This is a genomic window from Kiloniella laminariae DSM 19542 (genome assembly GCF_000374005.1).
GTDB classification, from domain to species: domain Bacteria; phylum Pseudomonadota; class Alphaproteobacteria; order Kiloniellales; family Kiloniellaceae; genus Kiloniella; species Kiloniella laminariae.
In genome coordinates this window covers 281,533-302,576 of record NZ_KB893134.1, presented here as the reverse complement: position 1 = coordinate 302,576, position 21,044 = coordinate 281,533, and the positions used below count along the sequence as shown (strand labels likewise).

Genomic DNA, 21,044 nt, shown 5'->3' with positions numbered 1-21,044 from the left:
TTATGTCTTTGCTTTTAGCCATATAACCACAAATTGTAGATATCGTATATTTAGGAGATCTTCTGATGGAGATTAATAAAGACGGAAACGGCAATCCTTATATTGAGTGGGAACAAGTACCAAATATATGGAAACGAGCATGGGTTCGCCACGCCACAGGCGAAAAGGATTGGGCCGATACTCGGAGATACATAAATGTTGTGAGATGTAATAGCGACCGTAATCCAGCAGGAAATTCGACAGATTTTCCTATATTTAACGATCTAACTGACGAACAAGTGCTTGTTGCCTTTGTCCATAGTGTAAATGCTATTACTGGGTGTAAAAATGTTTGATTTGTTGCTGGATCTTCTGCCTTCAACCCAAAGCAGACAATAATAGAATGTTGAGCCTCAATTAGTTATGAGTCGGGAGGAATAGAAAGTGCCGCAATTCGCGAGCTCATTAGCAGATCAAGGATGGGCAACTTGTGTCTCTTCCGACACAACTGAGGATACTATACTCAGAGAATTGGAACAAATAGGAGATACTCTTGGCACACGCACAGTGGGCCGCGGTGGCTCGCTCGTCGAGGTAATTCAACCACGTAAGATCATTGAAGCACACCCACGATCCCTGAGCGTAAGATTTGGTTTGGACGCCTTACCATTTCATACAGAGCTCAGCCACCGCCAGTACCCATGTCGCTATCTTTTACTTGGTTGCATTGATCCAGGTATACCTAACGCACCTACGATGCTTGTTGATTGGCGAAGACTTCGTTTCTCCCAAAAGGAGCTCGATTTTCTTGAATCTGCACCAGTTCTCGTTCGCGCAGGACAACGGTCATTCTATTCAACTATTCTTTCGTCAGATCGTATGTTTTTTAGGTTCGATCCTGGTTGCCTCGAGGCCGTCACTGAGCGCGGGAGGGCAGCGTTAACTCTTGTAGAACAACGGCTAGAAGACAGCGTCCCGGAAGTACACTATTGGAGTAAAGGTGACATCCTAATCATAGATAATTGGACCATCATGCATGGGCGTGCGTCAGTTAACCAAGGCTCAGGGCGACGCTTAGGGAGGATTCTAATCGATGCCTGATAACGTCTTTATAGCAATCAATGGGGATGCACTCCATGCGAAGTCTAAAGTATATATTAGTCGCGCCATAAGTAGAAAAATTGTCGGTGACCTTGATGAATACCAACTTTGGGCTTCACTCGCACTTGAGCTTCTTGGCAAAGCTGCGTTAGCGCGTCAACATCCAAGTCTGGTAGTAGATCCAAATCATTGGCAATCAATGTTCGTGGCTGCTGGTATCAATACCACAACCGATGTAAAGACCATTACAGCCAAGACGCTTTTCGAGCGCTTAACGCATCTCGTGCCCAAATTTGACATGGCGATTCAGAAATTTTGCAAAGAAATCGCTGAACGTCGCAATGCGGAACTGCACTCTGCTGATCTTCCATTCAAGACGATGAAACTGGAAGCATGGGAGGCACGTTACTGGCATGCTTGCGATACGATCCTTAAACAGATGGGATCTTCTCTGGAACGGTGGCTTGGCGCAGCCGATGCTGCCGCTCCGCGTCAGTTACTTGATCAGGCAGCTGAAGCGCTTAAAGCGGCTATAAAACTACGTGTCGAAGCAGCTGAAAAAAAATTTCAAACATTGAAAAAAGCCGAACGCGAACGTCTACTCATCGACTCTGAACGTCAAGAGTCTCAGCACCAGACTGGCCTATTCAAGGGTGTGTATGACGAAATATGGGAAAGCAATTGTCCTGCCTGTAAATCCCGCTCCTTTATGACGGGTGAACAAACAGGCGAGGACATTAGCGAAGAGCATGATGAATATGCAATCTGGGAAATAGTTGACCGAGAATTCGTAGGAGAGGAATTTTGCTGTCCTACCTGCGAGTTGAAGCTAATAGGCAGCGATGAGATTGAGGCAGCAGGATTAGAATACATATACGAGGATCAACAAGAACGAGAGATGGAATACGAACCTGACTACGGCAATGATTAACATTCGATAGATGAAGCATTGATGAGTTTAAAAGGAAAAATTGTAGGAAATATAAATAGGCGCACGAAGATTTATCGAATATTCCCGCGCCATCGTTTTTTTGAACTCTTCTTCGAGAGAAAAAATACGCTTGTCTTACCGACGAAATGGGACGACCCGTTTGAAAATTTCATTTTGAACGCCCAAGTGCAGACCGCTGATGGAAAAAACCGCAAATTTCATTTACATAATAAGTTGTACGGACAATGCTGGACCTTGCATAAACGTTCTGATGCGATGTGGCGCATATACTCGCCCAACAAAGACGCTATTCGCATCCGTACAACTGTTGGAGGATTAATTGACAGTCTTTACTCAGCGAACAAAAGCCCTGAGAGGGATCGTTGCTTCATAGGGAAAGTCACCTACCCAACTGATGCCGAGCTCAAAAAATTCTCTCAAACCGTCTTCAAAAATGGTTTGAACGAATGCTCCATTGCCCAAACCTTACTTGTGAAAAGAAATGCGTTTGAACACGAAAATGAGGTCCGTCTTATCTTTATTGATGCGGACGGTGTCGCGAACAAGGAAGGCGTCTACAAATACCCATTTAATCCATTTTCAGTCTTCGATCAGCTCGTGATCGATCCAAGAATGTCATACAAGAGGTATACAAACTTAAAAAAAGAAATCATAGAAAAAACAGGCTTTGATGCAACAAGGATCAAGCGTTCACTGCTCTACAAGCCACCTGATGATTTCGTAATAAAAATTCCCTAAAAAACCTCTTAATATTACTTTGCGGTGAAAAACTTTCCAGTGAAATCTAATCCCCAAAAAATTGTACTCAGCTAGCGCAGAAATACGAGGTTTACGAAACACTTAAAATAGATTTCTTGTACAGGATTAAGATCTAATTAGGTTTCAACTCAACGGCTTTCTTCTTACTAATCAATGTCTGCTTCTGGCACTAAGCGGATAAAATCATGACCCGATTTATATTCACAGCTAAAGTAGTTTGGCACCCTGCGGATAGATGCAAATAAGGTGGTTTCAAAAATCTGATAAGTGCAGTTTCAGGCTCGGATGATTGCAGTTCGTTACAGCTACAGACAGGAATTCAGGAAGATACCCTCGGCCAAAAAAATATACGCCGGACCACAAATTGGGCCCGGCTTTTATCCTTACACAATAATTATGCGAACCTCAGGTGTGGTTCCAATTATCCGGATCATCTGACTGGTTCGGAGAAAGCCCCAGAATGTCGCCATCAGTGCTCACACCCAACCCCAGCACCGTGCGGTTGGCATAGTTGAAGTAACTGACCACCTGGTTGATCTCCAGGATCTTGCCATCATCAAGTCCGCTTTCACGCAGGATTGCCACGTCTTCCCGAACCATTTTGGCCGGAGACAGCGTCAGCTTGCGGGTATAGCGCATGATCTGCAGTTCTTCGCCGGAAAAAGCCTGTGCCGGGTCATCGCGCAGAAAAGCTTCACGAATTTTTGCACTGCGGTCATCATCGCCCAACAAGCGCTTCATCCCGGAAAAATGGTGCTCGAAACAATAATCACAGCCATTGAGGTGGCTGGTATAGACGCCACAGGCTTCCAACAGCCATTTTGGCACCTTGTTTCCGGTATGATGCAGGACGTACTTGTAAAGGGTCATGTGCCCTTCCATGCTGTGCGGGCGCAGGCTGTGGGCCATCATGATGTTGTCGACATTATTATCAGGGCCCTTGACCCTGTCATAGAGTGTCTTGAGACGACCCGTTGCTTCGTCATAGGGAACGGTATTAATCCAGCTCATTGTTTTCTTATGCCTTCCTGTTGATAGCTCTCGACTGTTATTCAGTCTTGTCAGTTTTCTTTTTCAAGCCCGGTCAAAGAGTTACGAAATCATAATCACAGGGATCACTTCCCCTTGGCGGCATGATAATGAGAAAAGATCAACTTGTATAGACATCTTCAATGCAACTCCAGATCTTTGCCACCAGCTGGCAGAACCAGCGTAAAGATAGACCCCGTTCCGACCTTGCTTTTAACCAGAAGCTTGCCATTTTGCTTTTCGGCAAATTCCTTACAAATCAATAACCCCAGCCCGGTCCCTGCTTCTCCAGCTGTTCCGGCTGTGGAATGGTTGTTTTCCAGATTGAACAGTGTGCCTATAACCTTGTCATCAATACCCACCCCATTGTCCTGAACCGAAATATGAACTTCCCTCTTTTTACGACGGGTTTCCAGAATGATTTCCCCGCCCCCGGGAGTAAACTTGATTGCGTTCCCCAGGAGATTACGGAGGATAGTCTCTGTCATCTTGCTGTCCCCAAAGACACTATGCGGGCTTTCTCGCCGAATAATCCTGATGCCCTTTACCTTTGTGACTTCAGACAGATCACGCATGACCTTTTCCTCCAGTTTTACCGGAGAAAAAATTTCCGGGTTACAGTCAATCTGGTTCATTTGTACCCGAGACCATTTCAACAGGTTTTCCAATAATTCAAACGCCTGCAATCCCGCCTTGTTGAGTGACCGAACCGCTTCAATAACCTCTTCCTGCTGCATCCCCCCGATTTCCGCTTCCAGATACTGGGTATAACCAAGCAAAGCATTAAAGGGGTTTTTGAGATCGTGGGCGATAATAGAAAAGAACCTGTTTTTTTGCTGATTCAAAAGAACAAGATCATCTCTTTGCTTGACGATCTGTGACTGATAGGTCCGGTGCTCGGTGACATCGGTATAGGCAACAACAAATCCTCCATCGGGTATTTTACTGGCAATTTCCTCACAGATGCGTCCGTCCCGGACAGTCAACTCGCTTGTTGTCTGTTCGTTGTTGACCAGATTTTCCAGACGTTTCAGCGCTCCAGCATCCCCGTCCCTTCCGTCTTGGTCTTGAGCACCTCCAGGAGCAAAGACCTTTGCCAGTTCCAGAAAACTCTGACCCCGGAAAACCTGGCTACGGTCCAGACCTGTTACGTCACAATATCGGCTGTTCCAGAGTAGAAGCCGATGGTCCGCATCGAATAAAGCCAGACCATGGACGACATTTTCGATGACAACTTTCAAAAGGAGGGACTGCTCAATCAATCTTTCGTCCGCGGCTTGACGGGCAAGGGTATTCTCCTTGAAAATCTCAAGTGCCTGTTCCATCCCTCCGATCTCATCCCCCCGACCAGAAAACGAGGGCAGAGAAGAGAAATCTCTCTCTGAAAACCGGGTCATCGCTGCTGTCAGCTCTAAAATAGGACGGGCCAGATTACGCGAGATATAAAGCCCGACCAGAGTGATCAGAACGCCCAGCACAGCCAGATCGACAAGGATATTCTGCTTCATACGCTTTACCGGAGCCAGAATTTCACCTTGATCTATCTCGGCAATTATGGCCCATCGGATCCCCATGAACTCAAAAAAATCATAGGCTGAATAGACTTCCTGATCTGCCGCTTTTATCCTGTTCGTCACACCGCTGTTGCCTGCCAGCGCTTCACGCACGCTTATGCTGTCAATTTTCTCCTGCAGAATTTTAGGCTGGCTTGAAAGACGGGAATCGCTTCGCCGTAGAAAGTCACTCCCGACAATATAGATTTCTCCGCTTTTACCCATGCCTGCGGAAACCTGCATCACCGTATTTAACCGATCAATTGGCAGCTGAAAGGCCAGTACACCAATGAATCGTCCCTTCGCATCATAGAGAGCACTGGCAATAAAACCTGCTGGTGCACCATGGCTGGGTTCGTAGGGGGCAAAGTCATAAAACACCTGAGGAGAAGCCGGATCACTCTTCTGTGCTGCCAGGAAAGCCTTGCCCAGACTGGTGTTTCGCCAGGGACCATAAATCAGGTTACTGGCAAAATCCCTCTCTTTCATCACCGTATAAAGCAGATCTCCATCCCTATCGAAGAGAAATAGATCATAATATCCCCGCTCTTCGAGCAGCTTGCGAAAGGTCGGGTGATATTTCTCGTGCAGACTACTGTAATCTGAAGCATCTGCTGCCCGATCCAGCTTTTGCTTTTCCCCCTGAGGGAAAGGATTTTTATCAATATAAAGCGCCTGAAAGCGCTGTTGCTGGAGATCACCTTGTTCTTGATCTTTTTGATGCCATGCCTCTGAAAACTCCCCAAGTGCACGAATGACCAGGGGATTTTGCGATTGAACACGCAAATCTTCCCGAATAGTTTCGAAGTGCCCGGCCAAAGCGGTTTTTCTCGCCAGCAAAAGTGCATTGAGTTTTTCTTCGGCAGCCAGTTGCAATTCATATGAAGTCGAGTAATAGGCAACCGTTCCGGTGATGGCACTGGCCAACAAGGCAAGGGTAACGATAACCAGAGGATATTTAATTGTAATTTTTATATTCTGAAACATGGCCTTCCCTTAGGCGCCAGAGTTATCCAGAAAATCCAGACGAGGCCTAACCTGTCCTCCTCCTCCTCAAACAGCAAAATCACCGCATACTATTGTATGCGATTTATTATGCAGCAAAAATTGCTAACAATTTATCTGCATTTATTATTAATTTCTTTTTGACGGATTAGAGAGTGCACACCCTTTCGGAAGCACCAGAGGCATGTTTCTTTCCAAAAATGATCGGCTGGGCAATTGCGATCAAGAAACACAGAGCCATCCTGTCTATGCTCGCTTCAAGAGGAGTAAGACATGCCGATTAAAAAAGCCATTTCCTTTATGGAAGACAATCTTGAAAATCCGATTACACTTGGGGAAATTGCCGAGGCCTCTGGCCTGTCTACCTATTATTTTTCCCGTCTTTTCAACATCTTCGCCGGAGAAAGCCCCATGAGTTATCTTCGGCATCGGCGCTTGACCGAGGCAGCCCTGCGGCTGGAAAACACCCCGGGTTACTCCTTGATAAACCTCGCTCTGGATTACGGTTTTGAAAGTCAGGAAGCCTTTACCCGTGCCTTCAAACGCAATTTCGGGATTCCTCCGGGAAAATACCGGAAGGAACGGCTTTCCCTTCATACGAAATTCAGACTGCGCCTTACCTCATCTCAGCTTTCCCTTCGTCAAGGAGCACCCAAAATGATTCCGGAATTTGCCACAAGACAAGCCTTCCACGTCATCGGTCTGACTGGAGATTTTTCCAAAGACACCGCGGATACATCCAAGGACACCACAAATACAATTGTCGACCTTTGGCGGAACCTGAACGCCCGCTATGATGAATTTGACCCCGCCACCATCGACAGAGACTACAACTACGGCGTCTGCCTGAGAGGCGATGGCAACAATTTCACCTATCTCGCCGCTATTGCAGCGAACAGCCTGAAGAAGGTGCCCAAGGGTATGACCGGCCTTAAAGTCGAGGCTGGAAATTATGCCGTCTTCCACCTTACGATTGACAAGGCTACGCCGATAAATCAGCAGTTCAATGATGCTTATCAGGGAATTTGGGGCGACTGGCTACCCAACTCCGAATATGACTTTGCCGAAACACCGGACTTCGAACTTTACGGTCCCGGCTTTGATGGCAAAACAGGCACAGGAGAAATCGAGATCTGGATTCCGGTTAAAAAGAAGTAACGCCCGATCGCTGCCCCATACTTTCAGGAGGTCAAAAAATCCTGAAACGCGCCCTGCTGAATGGCAGAAAGTATGTCCTCGGCAAAGGTGCGACAGTCTTTTGAGCGGGGGGACTTGCAGCGCCAGAGCAAGCCAATCTGGCGCTGTGCTGCCGAAGACTGTAACGGACGGACAACCACCTGATCGTCATTGGTGATTTCCGAACGCACATAAAGACCGGGAAAAAAAGAAACGCCCATGCCCATCCCGACCATCTGGCGCAGGGCATCCAGGCTGGTCCCCTCATAATCACTCTGGACCACCGCTCCCAGCTCTTCACAAAGTCGCTGTACCTGCTCAAACAGCCGGTGCCCCGCCCCCAGCGACAGAACAGATTCTCCGGCCAGATCCTGGGGCTCGATCTCTGTTCGGCTCGTCAGCGGGTGATCCCTGGGCAGGCCAAGCAAAAGGGGTTCCTTGAACAGCAGAAAGTTTTCCAGATTGTCATCCTGAACCGGTAAAGCTGTCATCACCAGGTCATGCACACCATCCCGCAATGCCTGTTCCAGTACTCTCGAACGGTCTTCGCGGATATAGAGCTTGAGATCCGGATAGCGCTTGTGCAGCTGGGGGATCACCTTGGGCATCAGGTAAGGACCAATGGTTGGCGCAATACCCAGCCGGATTTTGCCCCCAAGCATCCCGCTGGCGGATTTGGCCGCATCGCAGAAATCATCAAGATCACGCAGCAGATACCGGGCGCGTTCAACCAGATCCTGCCCAACCGGGGTCAAAGCCACGGATTGACGGCTTCTTTCCAGCAGGACAACCCCCAGCCGGTATTCCAGTTCGCGGATCTGGTCGCTCAGGGTCGGCTGGCTGACATGAAGCCGCTCCGCAGCCTTGCGAAAGTGCAGGTCTTCGGCGAGCGCCAGGAAATATTCCAGCTGTCTGATCGTTGGTTTTGCCATTAAAACAGTCACTGATAGTTTAAAACTATTACAAATCGACAATAAAACGATTATAGTAATCAGGCAACAGGCCCCATATAGTTCAAACCACAACGATTAACGACACCTGCTTCAACGACATCCGGGAGATCGCTGCATGCCAGCAAGAATGATCAAGAGTTTCCTCCAGCTGGAATCGGCCGGAGGAATAATCCTTATTCTTGCCGCGCTGGCCGCGCTACTTTTCTCCAACTCCCCGCTGGCGGCGCTCTACGCGGACTCTCTCGCCACGCCCTTTACCATAGCCCTCGGCGATCTGGCCCTGTCCAAACCGGTGCTGCTCTGGATCAATGACGGTTTTATGGCCGTCTTCTTTCTGCTGATCGGCCTTGAACTCAAGCGCGAGATCCTGGAGGGTCAGCTTTCTTCCAGAGACCAGATCGCCCTGCCGACCGTTGCCGCGATTGGCGGCATGGCAATCCCGGCGTTAATTTTTGTCGGTTTCAACTGGGGTGAAGCGGATAATATCAGCGGCTGGGCGATCCCTTCTGCCACCGATATTGCCTTTGCCCTCGGCATCATGGCCCTGCTCGGCAACCGGGTTCCCCTGTCGCTCAAAATTCTTCTGACCGCCATTGCCATTATCGACGATCTCGGGGCCATTGTTATTATCGCCCTTTTCTATACCGCAGAGCTCTCCGTTGTTTCGCTTGCTCTGGCTGCGGTTGCCCTGATCGGCCTCTTCATTCTGAACCGCGTTGGGGTTACCGCCAAAACGCCCTACATCCTTGTCGGTATTGTTCTCTGGGTTTGCGTACTGAAATCAGGCGTGCATGCCACCCTTGCGGGCGTAGCTATCGGTTTTGCCATTCCGCTCAAAGGTAAAAACAAAGGCAGTCCAAGCCCGCTCTGTGATCTGGAACACAGCCTGCATCCCTGGGTCGCCTTTATGATCCTGCCGATCTTTGCCTTTGCCAATGCCGGGGTTTCTCTCGCCGGAATCACTTTTCAGTCTGCGGTCACGCCTCTGACCCTGGGAATTGCAGCAGGGCTGTTCTTCGGAAAACAGATCGGGGTCTTCGGCTTCACCTGGCTGGCTGTCAAAACAAAAATCTGTCGCCTGCCCGAAGACCTGGACTGGCGCCATATCTATGGTCTGTCCCTTCTCACGGGTATCGGGTTTACCATGAGTCTCTTTATCGGTGGGTTGGCCTACGAAGACCCTGCCCTCGGCGGGCAGGTACGGATCGGCGTGCTCAGCGGATCCCTGGTTGCTGCGCTGAGTGGGTACTTCTTCCTCAAGCTCACCCTTAAAAATCGAAAAGCTCCCGTAAATTGATACACAAACCGTGAACTGATACTCAAATCACAGACAGTTAAGAGGGCCGGCGCTCATGACAGCTTCCGGCCCTCTTGTTTTTAGACATCCGGACCACCCCCCTATCGGGCAAAAACCTGTCCAGATCTCACCTCTGATCACTCATGGGTGATATCAATGAATCCTTCATGCCAATCGAACCCCAGCTCTTCACCACTTGGGCGTAAGGATATAATCTTGTTTGCTGTATCTCCCTGCCGAAGCTTGAAACAGAAAACCCCCCAATCCAACCAATCTTCGCAATAACGGGCCTGATCATCGACAAACCAGGGAATCAGGCGAACCGGATCTCCTTTCACCGCGACAACAGCAATTCCGTTGGCATGATTTCGCTGTTTGTAAGCCTTGTTATCGCCAAAGACCCCCGAGATTGAGTTGCCACTCATCAACGTCCGGACTTCATCCGCGTTCATATAGTTCTCGGCTTGGGCTGAAGAAAGCCCGGTCAAAAAAGCCAGAGCCGTCAATATCCCGATTTTTGTTCTGTCCAACACGTTATACTCCCTGTGTTATTTTCTTTGTCACCAGAGAAAATATCTCTGACAATCGGGGTAGTATTATCGCAAGGATGGTCAACAGCTGTGAAAATCGACGCCAAAAACACCTTAGATGAACAGGCAAAATCACGCGCGACCCTGGGGGAAAGTTATCGGCGCCAATGGGACAGCTGGTTTCTACAGCTGGGCGCCAGGATACAGTCTGCCAATCAGGCTGCAGGCAGCAACCAGAAACCCCAGCTCACCCCAAGGATAGAAACCAAAGAACAAGTCGATCTCGAGATATTGAAGCTGATACAGCAGGGCGGGTATGAGCGTCTTTTACAGCTCTGCATCCGGAATGCCGCAGATATACATTTTGATCCTGTCAGTTTTTTACTTTCCAATGCCCTTACGCCTCACCAGCTTGTCAGACGCTGGTCGCTTTGTCTAAAGGTCCAGACCCTTGCCCGGCAAACGCATTTTTCCTCGACGACTCAGAATCAACACGCCGCAGACTGGCCCGAGAATTTTATAGAAATTACGGCCCCGGAAGAGGTAACCATCCGGCCATTTCTCTCTCCTCTGGCCAGAAGCTCTTCATTTGGACCAATTGTCCTCGGTGGGGTCGCCTGTGCTCTTTTTGATCTACAAGATGCAACGTTATGGTATCAGCCCCCACTTGGGACTACCCGTCAGCTTGATATGACATGGGCTTCTTCCACATTAAAGAATTTCAAAGCTCACCTCAGTAACTACACTCCGGAATGTGCCCTGATTATATCCGGGCAACCGAAACTAAGACTCAACTGCAAGAGCAGCACTCAGGTAACAGATCTTTCCCATATGTTCCCTGACAGGCGTCTTCTCCAGCACCTTCTCCAGCTTTCGACACCCAGAGACGGTGGCCATCTCACCCTGAGATCAGCGGCAAAACAACTGGGTTTTTCTCCCCGCAGCCTTTCTCGCAAACTCACGGCCCTGAACAGCAGCTACAGTGAAATTTCGCGCTACATCCGGTTACGGAAAAGCTGCCAGACCCTGGCAGAAAGCCCACTTTCGCTGGATGAGCTGGCCTGGCAGCAGGGCTATTCCGATCGCCATCACCTCAGCCGGGAATTCAGGCATCTCGGCGGGTTCACACCCGCAAATTATCGCGACATCCTCCACTCCCGCTGTTCCTGAATCTTTGGCGAGAGCGTACAGGTTTTTTGCTAGCCAGTTTGACCTGTTCATCCGTACCAGACAAAACCGGGGCTTTCCCCTCTTGCTGGGCAATAACGAAAGGTCTAAGCTCTCCGCGGTCTCAACGGGGTGTCCAAATCGGGCTGAGAGATTTCCATAGCAACGGAGATAAACCCGTCGAACCTGAACCGGTTAATACCGGCGGAGGGAATTGAAGACTGGATGAAGATCTCCCGCAAGGGCTGATTACTCATATGTGTTTCCAGATTTTTCAGGTCCTTGCCCGCCCCACAAAACTATGGAGCGTCGCATGATCCTGCGCACAGCACTGACAGCTTTTACTGCTGCCACACTAACCCTTGGCCTGAGCCTGAATGCCAGCGCCGAAGAAAAAAGCACTGAGGGAAAAAAAATTCTCACAGTCTACACCTACGATTCTTTTGCCGCCGAATGGGGCGCAGGCCCCAAGGTCGAAGAAGCATTCGAAGGCGTCTGTGATTGCGATCTCAAATTTGTAGCCATTGACTCTTCCGTCGGGCTCCTCAGTCGGCTGAAACTCGAAGGAGCAGAAAGTCCTGCCGATGTTGTTCTCGGGCTGGACACAAACCTTACAGCAGAAGCAGCCGCAACCGGGCTGTTCGCCCCCAGCAATCTTGATCAGGGAAAACTCTCCCTGCCTGTCACCTGGAGCGACAGTCACTTCGTCCCCTTCGACTACGGCTATTTCGCCTTTGTTTATGACAGCGAAAAGCTGACAACTGTTCCCGACAGCCTGGACCAGTTGATCAATGACAATCCGGATCTGAAAATCATCATTCAGGACCCCCGCAGCGCAACACCAGGTCTCGGCTTGATGCTCTGGATCCAGCAGGTCTACGGCGAGAAGGCCGCTGATGCCTGGAAAAAACTCTCTCCCAAAATTGTCACCATCACCAAAGGCTGGGGCGAAGCCTATGGACTCTTTCTTGATGGGGAAGCCGACATGGTGCTCAGTTACACCACCTCTCCGGCCTACCACATCATCGCCGAGGAAAAGCATCAATATAAAGCTGCTATTTTTGACGAGGGGCACTACCTGCAGGTCGAGGTTGCCGGACAATTGAAAAATGCCTCCGAACCTGAACTTGCCCAGGAGTTCCTCAACTTCATTGGCTCCGAAGCTTTCCAGAGCCAGATTCCAACGGGCAACTGGATGTACCCTGTGATTGACCTCGGTGAAAAGCTCCCCGGGACTTTCAACGAACTCGCCAGGCCGACAAAATCCCTGTTGTACAGCCCAGAGGACGTCCAGAGCCATCGCCAGATCTGGATTGACAGCTGGCTCTCGGCTGTCGAGCGTTAATTCCGGTTTACAGCCATGCCCCGGTTCTCCCTGCCTTCCAGACAGAAACGTTCTTTCGAGCTTTTATGGCCCGGCCTGCTCAGTCTGGTTCTTATCGGCACAGTACTGGGGCTGGCTTTTTCCGGGCTGTTCAGCCAGATCACGGATCTGAATCCTCTTCGCTTTCTAAACAACAGTTATCTCTGGCGGCTGACAGCCTTTACCTTTTTTCAGGCGATCGTTAGCACAGCTCTGGCAACGCTCCTGGCGATCCCGGTGGCCCGCGCACTCTCTCGACGACCACAGCTTCCCGGGCGACGCCTGTTCCTTCAGCTGTCCAGCCTGTCGTTGATCGTACCGACTATTGTAGGGGTTTTTGGCATCATAGCCGTCCATGGTCGTCAGGGATGGGTCAACCAGATTCTCGGGTTTTTCAACTCCGAGACCAACAGCTATCTCTATGGTTTGACCGGGATTCTCATTGCCCATGTTTTTTTCAATGCCCCGCTGCTGACAAGAATTTTCCTCGAAACCCTCGAGAGCCTGCCCCGGGAATACTGGCGCAGCACCGCCCAGCTTGGTCTGTCGGATCGGGACATATTCCGCCTGATTGAATGGCCGGGTTTGCGTAAAATACTGCCTGCCTCCTGCGGTCTGGTTTTTCTGCTCTGCTTTACCTCTTTCATCATCGTGTTAACACTGGGAGGCGGCCCTTCAACCAACACCCTCGAAGTCGCCATTTATCAAGCCCTGCGGTTTGATTTCGATATTCCAAAAGCAGCCACTTTGGCCATGACCCAGCTTGTATTCTGTTTTTCTATCCTGTTGCTGGGACGGAAATTTATACGGCGCATGCCCCTCAGCCAGACTGAAGAACGCCAGATCAGGCGCTTTGACGCCGACAAACCCTGCGCAAAGATCATCGACACGCTGGCGCTTCTCCTGATGGCCCTGCTGGTTCTTCCCCCTCTGCTGGCAACAGTATGGAAAGCCATAACGCCACGGTTTTTTACGACCCTCTCCGAAAGCAGACTATGGGATGCGGCCTTGACCAGCCTCGCGGTTTCCCTGTCTGCCGGAATGCTGTCACTCCTGCTTGCCCTTGGCCTCGCATTAACCCTGCGAAGCCTATATCTGCCTTCCCGACTGGGCGGGGAATCCTATGCCGGCATTTTATCAGCTACGCTCGATTTCTCCGGCTCGCTGATCTTGTTGCTGCCTCCTTTTGTTTTGGCAACAGGTCTGTTCATTACCCTGAAAAACAGCAGTGGCCTGTCATTGCTCGCTCCGCTTTTGGTCGTGACAATTAACGCCCTTATGGCTCTTCCTTTTGTCTTGCGTCTGCTCGCTCCGGCCTTTGAAGCTGCGGCTCAGAAAAGTGATTTGCTGTGCAACAGTCTGGATATCCGCGGTCTTAATCGCCTGCGTCTGATTGATTGGCCCCAGAACCGGAAATCTGTCGGGCTCGCCTTGGGGCTTGCGGTTGCCCTCTCCACTGGTGATCTCAGTGTCATCGCCCTGTTTGGCACACAGGATTTCGCCACCTTGCCACTTTATATGTATCAGAAAATGGGGAGTTATCGTTTTGAAGATGCCGCAGTCGTCGCTTTTGTCCTGTGCCTGCAAAGTCTTGGTCTCTTTATAGTGATCGAGCGACTTGTCTCTGGAAAAACAATCCGGCCATTTTCCAGAACACAGCATCAGACATCGGAGAGAGTATCGCATGGTATCTGAACACAAAGATCGGCCCTCTCAACCAATTTCCCGGACAGGCCTTATTCTTGATCAGGTCAAATTCAGTTATGGTAACGACAACAGTCCCCTGACTTTTAATCTTGTGGTGGCCCCTGGAGAACTTGTTGCCATTACCGGCCCTTCCGGCGTTGGGAAGTCTACCCTGCTCAATCTGATTTCAGGCTTTGAAACGCCTCTCTCGGGTGAACTGCGCTTTAACAGCGATGATCTGCTGCCCCTTCCCCCCGCGCAACGTCCCGTCACCACGCTGTTTCAGGAACACAATCTCTTTGCCCATCTGACTGTTGAGGACAATATTGGCCTCGGATTACATCCTGGACTGCGTTTGAGCCTGTCGGACCACAGGGAAATCCAGGCCGCCCTGGCAAGTGTCAGTCTCGAGGGCCTGAATAAGAGATATCCCGCCGAACTTTCCGGGGGGCAGCGTCAGCGGGTTGCACTTGCCCGTTGTCTCGTTCGCCACCGTCCAATTCTCTTGCTGGATGAGCCTTTTAGCGCCCTCGATCCCGCCTTGCGCGAGGAAATGCTGTCGCTGGTCAGATCCCTGCACGATGAAAACAGCCTTCTCACCCTGATGGTTACCCATTTGCCAAGCGATGCAGAGAAAATTGCCGATCGGGTCGTCCAGTTATAACAAAAGAGTTCCATAGTGGCCAAACCGTTGTTTGCTTCACGCATCTTTGATCCAGAGTAACAGTTGTTTTTTGGAGAGGAACTGGCTCCCTGTTTTAAAATGTTCTACACTCGTTCTCCTTCACCCATTCCTTCAATCCCTGTAACCCCGGAACATACATGATGAAACTTCGCGCCATCCTCTCTCTTGTGGCCCTGCTGGTTGCCGGAACTTTTTCCCTCGCCCAGGCCGCTGAGCAGTCCCGTTTGCACAAAATCCTCAGCTCTGGTGAACTTCGGGTCGGTACGACAGGGGACTGGAACCCCATGTCCATCAAAAACACAAGCAATGACAGTTACGAAGGTTTTGATGTCGATGTCGTCACTGAACTGGCCCGGGACATGGGGGTTGAAGTGGTCTTTGTTCCTACAGACTGGAAAACCCTGATCAACGGCGTGGTCGCTGATAAATATGACATCACCACCAGCGCCTCGCTCAATCCCAAACGCATGGCTGTTGCCGGTTACACCGACAGTTACTACCAGGTTGGTACTGTCCCCCTGACCCTGAAAAAAAATCTTGAGCGCTTTAACAGCTGGGAAGACATCAACCAGCCGGACATCACGGTCGCGACAACACTTGGAACAGTCCAGGAACAACAGGCAAAAGAATACTTTCCCCAGGCAAGCCTGAAATCTGTTGAGGCCCCTGCGCGCGATTTTCAGGAAGTTCTTTCAGGCCGGGCTCTGATTCACATCACCTCGAATGTAGAGGCTGCAACCCTAGTCCAGAAATATTCCGAGATGGCCATCGTCCCTGTTGCCGAACCACGTTCGCCGACGCCGCTTGCCATGCTCGTGGCACAGGAAGACCAGATCTGGATCAACTATCTCAATCACTGGATCGAATTGAAAAAATCCAGCGGATTTTTCAACGATCTTGCCCGCAAATGGAAACTTGCTGACTGACGTCGATAAAATCTGCACTATCTTTTTCTGATCAAACGGGCTGGATTATTTCAGCCCGTTTTCCATATTACTTTAACAAGTACACTGGTCTTTTTATCAATGTGAGATCCTGCCTATGATTCTCTACAACGTCCCGATCAGCAATTTTGGTGCAAAGGTTCAGGTCGCTCTCGCACTGAAAGGACTGGACGCAGAGCAAAGACTTCCGCCAGATGGCTATAGCTCGGAGAAATACAAACAGATCATCCCCACTGGCACAGTGCCTGCCATTGTTGATGGTGATCTGGTCTTAAGCGAATCAGAGACAATTCTCGAATACCTGGAAGAACGTTACCCTCTCCCCGCCCTGCTACCCAAAGACATTGCCGCCAGAGCCTCTGTCAGAATGTTGTCTCGCTTCCACGACCTCAAGCTGGAACCCTCTCTGCGGACCCTTTTCAAACACATGGCACCCTCAATCCGCGACCCCCTGATTGTTTCCGAGAAGCACGCTGAATTCACAAGACATATGGAAATGCTCATCCGGTTCGGACACTTCAGGCCATACATTGCCGGTTCTGAAATCACTTTCGCAGACTGTGGTTTTGCCCCGACATTCCTGCTTGCCACTGCAATGTTCCGGGCACTGGAGCTCTCTTTTGAATTTCCCAAACCCCTGCAGATCTGGCACGAAACCCTGCAAAAGAACGTCGCCGTCAGCGGGGTTCTTGATAACTATGCAGAAACTGTTGAGACTTGGATAAACTTCAAGCTGTCCCAGTAAAGCCCGATCAGACTGTAACGGGCTCCCTGAAAAAAACAAAAAGCGGTGCTGATGTTATCAGTACCGCTTTTTGTTCAGCGTTCGTCAGATTGGAGATCGAACGAAAGAGCCTGAATCAATCAAAGATTGACTAAATTTGGCCAATCCCGATTTCAATTGCTGCACTATAGCGCAAAAAGCAGGATTGGTATAATCACGAGAATGAAATGCCCTAATTTTGACACCGCGTCAATACAACATCTTGTAGCGTCATCATTTTATATTTGAATCTTGGAAACACCGTGACGAATCGGCAACGTGAAAGAACACAAGCCAGCCATACAGCAGAGTCACGGCATTTTCAGCAGAAACTGAAAATTTTTGACGAGACAGCCAGGCGTATCGGTTGACCCACAGGATATTGTGTTCAGGAAATCCGTAACGAACCCAATAAAAAAGGCCGGAAATCCGACCTTTTTTATTGCTCTACAGCGTTTTTATTAAGCGTGAATAGCCGTTACCGGACTAGAACATCGCCTCAACAACCCGGTCAGGCGGAGTATGGCCATCGGCAAAGGTCTTGATATTGATAATGACCTTTTCCCCCATGGCATGGCGACCTTCGATCGTCGCAGACCCCATGTGCGGCAAGAGAACCACATTATCCTGCCGTAACAGTTTAGGGTTAATTGCGGGTTCCTGTTCAAAAACATCGAGGCCTGCTCCCGCGATTTCGCCGCCTTCAATCAGGCGCGCCAGAGCGTTCTCGTCAATGACTTCACCACGGCTGGTATTGACAATAATCGCCCGCTCGCTGAGCAGCTTTAATCTGCGGCTCGACAGCAGATGAAACGTTGCAGGAGTATGGGGACAGTTAACCGAAATCACATCCATCCGCGAAAGCATCTGATCCAGGCTTTCCCAATAGGTCGCTTCCAGTTCGTTTTCAATATCCGGATGCACCTTGCGACGATTGTGATAGTGGATCGACAGGCCAAAACCTCTTGCCCGCCGAGCGACCGCCTGTCCAATCCGTCCCATGCCGATAATCCCGAGGCGCTTGCCCCAGATACGGTGCCCCAACATCCCTGTCGGGCTCCAGCCATTCCATTCACCCGACTTGATCAGCTTTACGCCCTCGGTAAGACGGCGCGAAACGGCCAGAATAAGGGCCATGGTCATGTCGGCGGTATCTTCTGTCAACACACCCGGTGTGTTGGTGACCGTGATCCCCCGCTGGCGACAAGTTGGCAGATCAATGTGATCCACCCCGGTACCGAAAGAGGCGATCAAACGCAGATTCGGTCCTGCCTGCGCCAAAACCCCTGCATCAACCCGGTCCGTTACCGTCGGAACAAGAACGTCAGCCTCTTTGGCTGCCGCGATAAGTTCTTTTTGGCTAAAGGGTTTGTCGTCGAGATTCAACCGGCAGTTAAAAAGTTCCATCATCCGGGTCTCGATTGCATCCGGAAGACGGCGCGTGACAATCACAAGGGGTTTTTTTTGTGGCATGAATTCAAGGGTTCCCCGTTGCTGATATTGGCCAGACAGCCTTTATGGACAGTTTTCCGCCTTCTGGTATTTTAACCGTATACCCAGTATTTTCTTCTTTTCTGGATCTACCATACACCATCAGGCATTTAATGACTGACCAACTGATTCCACTCCAGTTTAGGCTGTGAAGATTGGCTTTGCCAAGAGCCAGAAACAGGTGATTCGATAAATAGTAGCCAGCGGAGGCTGCTGACTGTAGGCTCGCACCTGTTAGATCTTTGATTTGTTAAGTGCGTTGAATATAAAGAAATGAATAAAAGCCCGCGAATTCTGCGCTCCCAGAAAAGATTCCCCATGAAGCTTCCAACCCCGGCTATCATCGCCCTTGTTTTCTTCAGCCAGTTTTTTGTCATGCCACTGACAATGTCTCCCGTTTTTGCTGACAGCAGCAAGGAAGAAGTCACGCGGACTGTCGGCTCCAGTGGCTTGCCCCTGCCACGGTTTGTCAGTTTTCGCTCGGGACAAGTGAACGTGCGGGCGGGACCTGGTATTCGTTACCCGATCAGCTGGATCTATCATCGTCGGGGGTTACCGGTTGAGATTATCGACGAGTTCGATACCTGGAGACAGATAAAAGACTGGCAGGGAACCCAGGGCTGGGTCCATCAAAGCATGCTCAAGGGCCAACGCAGTGTCATGATCACAGGGGCCTTGCGAACCCTCTATGACGATCCCGACAGCAATAGTCGCCCTATTGCCCAGGTTGAAGCCGGAGTCATCGGAGAACTCGAATCTTGTAATAGCGATGATTGGTGTCAGGTCGAGATCAAGGATATCAGCGGCTGGATCGAACGTTCATCGTTTTATGGCGCATATGCAGAAGAGGTTTTTGACTGAACCTTCGCTCGAAGCAATCAAAACGCAGATACTCTTCTGTGTCTTTGATCCCCTGAGCAAACAAAGTCAGGCACTGGCTGGTTCGCCGGAGCCTGACTTCTTTCATCTCTCGCTCTTTTTGCCGAGCTTTGACGTAACGAGGATTTTCGCACCCTACAGTCAAAATTCTACGCCCGAAGAACGTTTCCTGCAAGCGCCCTAAAACAGGGCACCGTCAAACAACCGTCATCATAGGCGGTGTTGTCAGTGAAATTATGATCAGGGTCCAAGAAGATTGTTAAATTCAGGTTTTTCAACTGTTATTCTGCAGCAAGAAGATCTTTTTTTTCTTCAACATCAACCACATGAACGACGACTTCCACTCGCGAAATTCTTTTCCCCTCAGGAAGTTTTGGCAGGTTCTTGAACTGGATCGCATCCTTGGAGATATCAATCAGCTCCCCGGTTTCTTCATAATAGAGATGATGATGGTCGCTCACGTTTGTGTCGAAATAAGAACGCCCGGCCTCGACGAGAACTTCACGCAGAAGCCCGGCATCGTGAAACTGATGCAAAGTATTATAGACCGTCGCCAGAGAAACACTGACCTTTGCATCCATGGCTTCGACATGGAGCTGCTCGGCAGAGATATGCCTGTCTCCCTGGGAATAGAGTAGCTTGGCCAACGCCAAACGCTGCCGTGTTGGCCTGAGCCCGGCAGTTTTAAGCGTATCAATTAACTCTGTGTAGGGGCGTATCTTTTCCATAGGACTCAATATAAGCCAGAAAACGTAGGGTTAAAGAGAAAAAAGCGGATTTCTGGTATTTTCAGGCTGATTTTACCGCTTATTTGCAGGTATCACCTCTATAATTTTTCCAACCACAGCAAAATATCCCCTGTTCAACGATTTAATGCCCAGGATCAAGCGGCTCACTCACTGCTGGCTGACCTCAATAACAGCTCCCGGTCCAAACAGCATCTGCCAGAGGTACTTCTCAATTCCTTCTGCACTTTTTGATTGATCTTTTTAACTGGAAACAACACATCACTGGTGGGAGAGCGGTAGATGATGATAAAATAGATCAGCTTTATAAAAAAATTCACGATCTTGCAGCTGGCTGCGGCCTTAAGAACATTGCCATGGCCCGGTGTCCCTGTGTTATAGTCACGCCGGATTCGGCCCTTAAGAGCTGAAGTTCGGAAAACAACTTAAAAGACGGTGGATAAACCTTTGAGCGAACGCCAGAACAGCTATTCCTACGAAGACATTCTCTCTTGCGGGCGTGGCGAACTTTTTGGTCCAGGGAATGCCCAGCTGCCCTTGCCTCCTATGTTGATGTTTGATCGCATCACATCCATCACCGAAGATGGTGGGGAACACGGCAAAGGCCAGATCATCGCTGAGTATGACATTAAACCGGATCTCTGGTTCTTTGACTGTCACTTCCAGGGTGACCCGGTTATGCCCGGCTGTCTGGGCCTGGATGCCGTTTGGCAGATGACCGGCTTTTTCCTTGGCTGGATTGGCGCTCCTGGTCGCGGTCGCGCGCTCGGTGTTGGCGAGGTAAAACTCAAAAGCATGATTACCCCTTCAATCAAGAAAGTGACCTACAAGGTCGACATGAAACGGGTCATCAACCGCAAACTGGTGATGGGGGTTTCTGATGGAATCATCATGGCTGATGACGAGGTTGCTTTTGAGATCAAGGATATGAAAGTAGGTCTGTTCCAGACAGAATCCTGATTCCTCTGGAATAAACCTGATACCAG

The 21,044-nt window shown here is 49.9% G+C and carries 21 protein-coding genes and 1 riboswitch; of the genes, 15 read left to right on the top strand and 6 right to left on the bottom strand.

Annotated features, from left to right (window positions below; genetic code table 11):
* The first annotated feature begins 65 nt into the window (after window positions 1-65).
* The 4 genes from B152_RS25925 to B152_RS0101420 all read left to right on the top strand — a co-directional run bounded on the left by B152_RS25925 (window position 66) and on the right by B152_RS0101420 (window position 2,770).
* Window positions 66-335, top strand: coding sequence for a hypothetical protein (locus tag B152_RS25925; RefSeq protein WP_157230770.1), 270 nt, complete (start codon window positions 66-68; stop codon window positions 333-335).
* Window positions 336-735: 400 nt separating this feature from the next.
* Window positions 736-1,080: a TauD/TfdA family dioxygenase gene (locus B152_RS26590; RefSeq protein ID WP_020590591.1), complete on the top strand. Its 345-nt coding sequence runs from the start codon at window positions 736-738 to the stop codon at window positions 1,078-1,080.
* Entirely contained in the window at window positions 1,073-2,011 is a 939-nt protein-coding gene (locus B152_RS0101425; protein WP_020590590.1) for a hypothetical protein, read from the top strand. The genes B152_RS26590 and B152_RS0101425 overlap by 8 nt, the downstream gene beginning before the upstream one ends.
* Window positions 2,012-2,032: 21 nt before the next feature.
* On the top strand, window positions 2,033-2,770 hold the full coding sequence (locus tag B152_RS0101420) for a DUF2971 domain-containing protein (RefSeq protein WP_020590589.1): 738 nt from the start codon (window positions 2,033-2,035) through the stop codon (window positions 2,768-2,770).
* A 426-nt stretch (window positions 2,771-3,196) separates the two neighbouring features.
* On the opposite strand, the gene B152_RS0101415 is transcribed toward B152_RS0101420, so the two are convergent.
* Together B152_RS0101415 and B152_RS24850 are read right to left on the bottom strand one after the other, a co-directional pair.
* A complete protein-coding gene (locus B152_RS0101415; protein WP_020590588.1) occupies window positions 3,197-3,802 on the bottom strand; it encodes a carboxymuconolactone decarboxylase family protein in 606 nt (201 codons plus the stop codon).
* Window positions 3,803-3,960: 158 nt separating this feature from the next.
* On the bottom strand, window positions 3,961-6,360 hold the full coding sequence (locus B152_RS24850; protein WP_020590587.1) for a sensor histidine kinase: 2,400 nt from the start codon (window positions 6,358-6,360) through the stop codon (window positions 3,961-3,963).
* A gap of 291 nt (window positions 6,361-6,651) precedes the next feature.
* Between B152_RS24850 and B152_RS0101405 the strand changes: the two genes are divergently transcribed.
* The gene (locus B152_RS0101405; protein WP_020590586.1) at window positions 6,652-7,536 is read left to right on the top strand and encodes an AraC family transcriptional regulator; all 885 of its coding nucleotides are present in this window, start codon (window positions 6,652-6,654) and stop codon (window positions 7,534-7,536) included.
* Window positions 7,537-7,559: 23 nt separating this feature from the next.
* On the opposite strand, the gene B152_RS22070 is transcribed toward B152_RS0101405, so the two are convergent.
* Window positions 7,560-8,486 (bottom strand): hydrogen peroxide-inducible genes activator, encoded by a 927-nt coding sequence (locus B152_RS22070; protein ID WP_020590585.1) that lies wholly within the window; start codon window positions 8,484-8,486, stop codon window positions 7,560-7,562.
* A gap of 136 nt (window positions 8,487-8,622) precedes the next feature.
* On the opposite strand from B152_RS22070, the gene nhaA reads away from it, so the two are divergent.
* The gene (gene nhaA, locus B152_RS0101395) at window positions 8,623-9,804 is read left to right on the top strand and encodes a Na+/H+ antiporter NhaA (protein WP_020590584.1); all 1,182 of its coding nucleotides are present in this window, start codon (window positions 8,623-8,625) and stop codon (window positions 9,802-9,804) included.
* Between the two features lie 137 nt (window positions 9,805-9,941).
* Here nhaA and B152_RS0101390 read toward each other — a convergent pair whose 3' ends face one another.
* Entirely contained in the window at window positions 9,942-10,337 is a 396-nt protein-coding gene (locus tag B152_RS0101390; RefSeq protein WP_020590583.1) for a hypothetical protein, read from the bottom strand.
* Window positions 10,338-10,424: 87 nt separating this feature from the next.
* Between B152_RS0101390 and B152_RS24845 the strand changes: the two genes are divergently transcribed.
* The 6 genes from B152_RS24845 (at window position 10,425) to B152_RS22050 (ending at window position 16,924) form a co-directional block, all read left to right on the top strand.
* The gene (locus tag B152_RS24845; protein ID WP_020590582.1) at window positions 10,425-11,504 is read left to right on the top strand and encodes a helix-turn-helix transcriptional regulator; all 1,080 of its coding nucleotides are present in this window, start codon (window positions 10,425-10,427) and stop codon (window positions 11,502-11,504) included.
* A gap of 115 nt (window positions 11,505-11,619) precedes the next feature.
* A riboswitch (TPP riboswitch) is annotated at window positions 11,620-11,732 on the top strand.
* 82 nt (window positions 11,733-11,814) lie between these two features.
* Entirely contained in the window at window positions 11,815-12,846 is a 1,032-nt protein-coding gene (gene thiB / locus B152_RS0101375; RefSeq protein WP_020590580.1) for a thiamine ABC transporter substrate binding subunit, read from the top strand.
* Window positions 12,847-12,861: 15 nt separating this feature from the next.
* Window positions 12,862-14,559 (top strand): thiamine/thiamine pyrophosphate ABC transporter permease, encoded by a 1,698-nt coding sequence (gene thiP / locus B152_RS22060; protein ID WP_020590579.1) that lies wholly within the window; start codon window positions 12,862-12,864, stop codon window positions 14,557-14,559.
* Window positions 14,549-15,214: a thiamine ABC transporter ATP-binding protein gene (gene thiQ, locus B152_RS22055; RefSeq protein WP_020590578.1), complete on the top strand. Its 666-nt coding sequence runs from the start codon at window positions 14,549-14,551 to the stop codon at window positions 15,212-15,214. Before thiP ends, thiQ begins: the two co-directional genes overlap by 11 nt.
* 158 nt (window positions 15,215-15,372) lie before the next feature.
* On the top strand, window positions 15,373-16,161 hold the full coding sequence (locus tag B152_RS0101360; RefSeq protein ID WP_020590577.1) for a transporter substrate-binding domain-containing protein: 789 nt from the start codon (window positions 15,373-15,375) through the stop codon (window positions 16,159-16,161).
* A 115-nt stretch (window positions 16,162-16,276) separates the two neighbouring features.
* The gene (locus B152_RS22050) at window positions 16,277-16,924 is read left to right on the top strand and encodes a glutathione S-transferase family protein (RefSeq protein ID WP_020590576.1); all 648 of its coding nucleotides are present in this window, start codon (window positions 16,277-16,279) and stop codon (window positions 16,922-16,924) included.
* 504 nt (window positions 16,925-17,428) lie between these two features.
* On the opposite strand, the gene B152_RS0101350 is transcribed toward B152_RS22050, so the two are convergent.
* The gene (locus B152_RS0101350) at window positions 17,429-18,415 is read right to left on the bottom strand and encodes a 2-hydroxyacid dehydrogenase (protein ID WP_020590575.1); all 987 of its coding nucleotides are present in this window, start codon (window positions 18,413-18,415) and stop codon (window positions 17,429-17,431) included.
* Between the two features lie 336 nt (window positions 18,416-18,751).
* Between B152_RS0101350 and B152_RS22045 the strand changes: the two genes are divergently transcribed.
* Both B152_RS22045 and B152_RS0101340 read left to right on the top strand, forming a co-directional pair.
* Window positions 18,752-19,294, top strand: a complete 543-nt coding sequence (locus tag B152_RS22045; RefSeq protein WP_020590574.1) for an SH3 domain-containing protein — start codon at window positions 18,752-18,754, stop codon at window positions 19,292-19,294.
* Complete coding sequence (locus tag B152_RS0101340; protein ID WP_020590573.1) at window positions 19,287-19,496, top strand: hypothetical protein; 210 nt, start codon at window positions 19,287-19,289, stop codon at window positions 19,494-19,496. Before B152_RS22045 ends, B152_RS0101340 begins: the two co-directional genes overlap by 8 nt.
* 97 nt (window positions 19,497-19,593) lie before the next feature.
* Here the strand turns inward: B152_RS0101340 and irrA are convergent, their stop codons facing one another.
* Entirely contained in the window at window positions 19,594-20,040 is a 447-nt protein-coding gene (irrA, locus tag B152_RS0101335) for an iron response transcriptional regulator IrrA (protein ID WP_020590572.1), read from the bottom strand.
* A 465-nt stretch (window positions 20,041-20,505) separates the two neighbouring features.
* Between irrA and fabA the strand changes: the two genes are divergently transcribed.
* Entirely contained in the window at window positions 20,506-21,018 is a 513-nt protein-coding gene (gene fabA, locus B152_RS0101325; protein ID WP_026261180.1) for a 3-hydroxyacyl-[acyl-carrier-protein] dehydratase FabA, read from the top strand.
* Window positions 21,019-21,044: the final 26 nt, after the last annotated feature.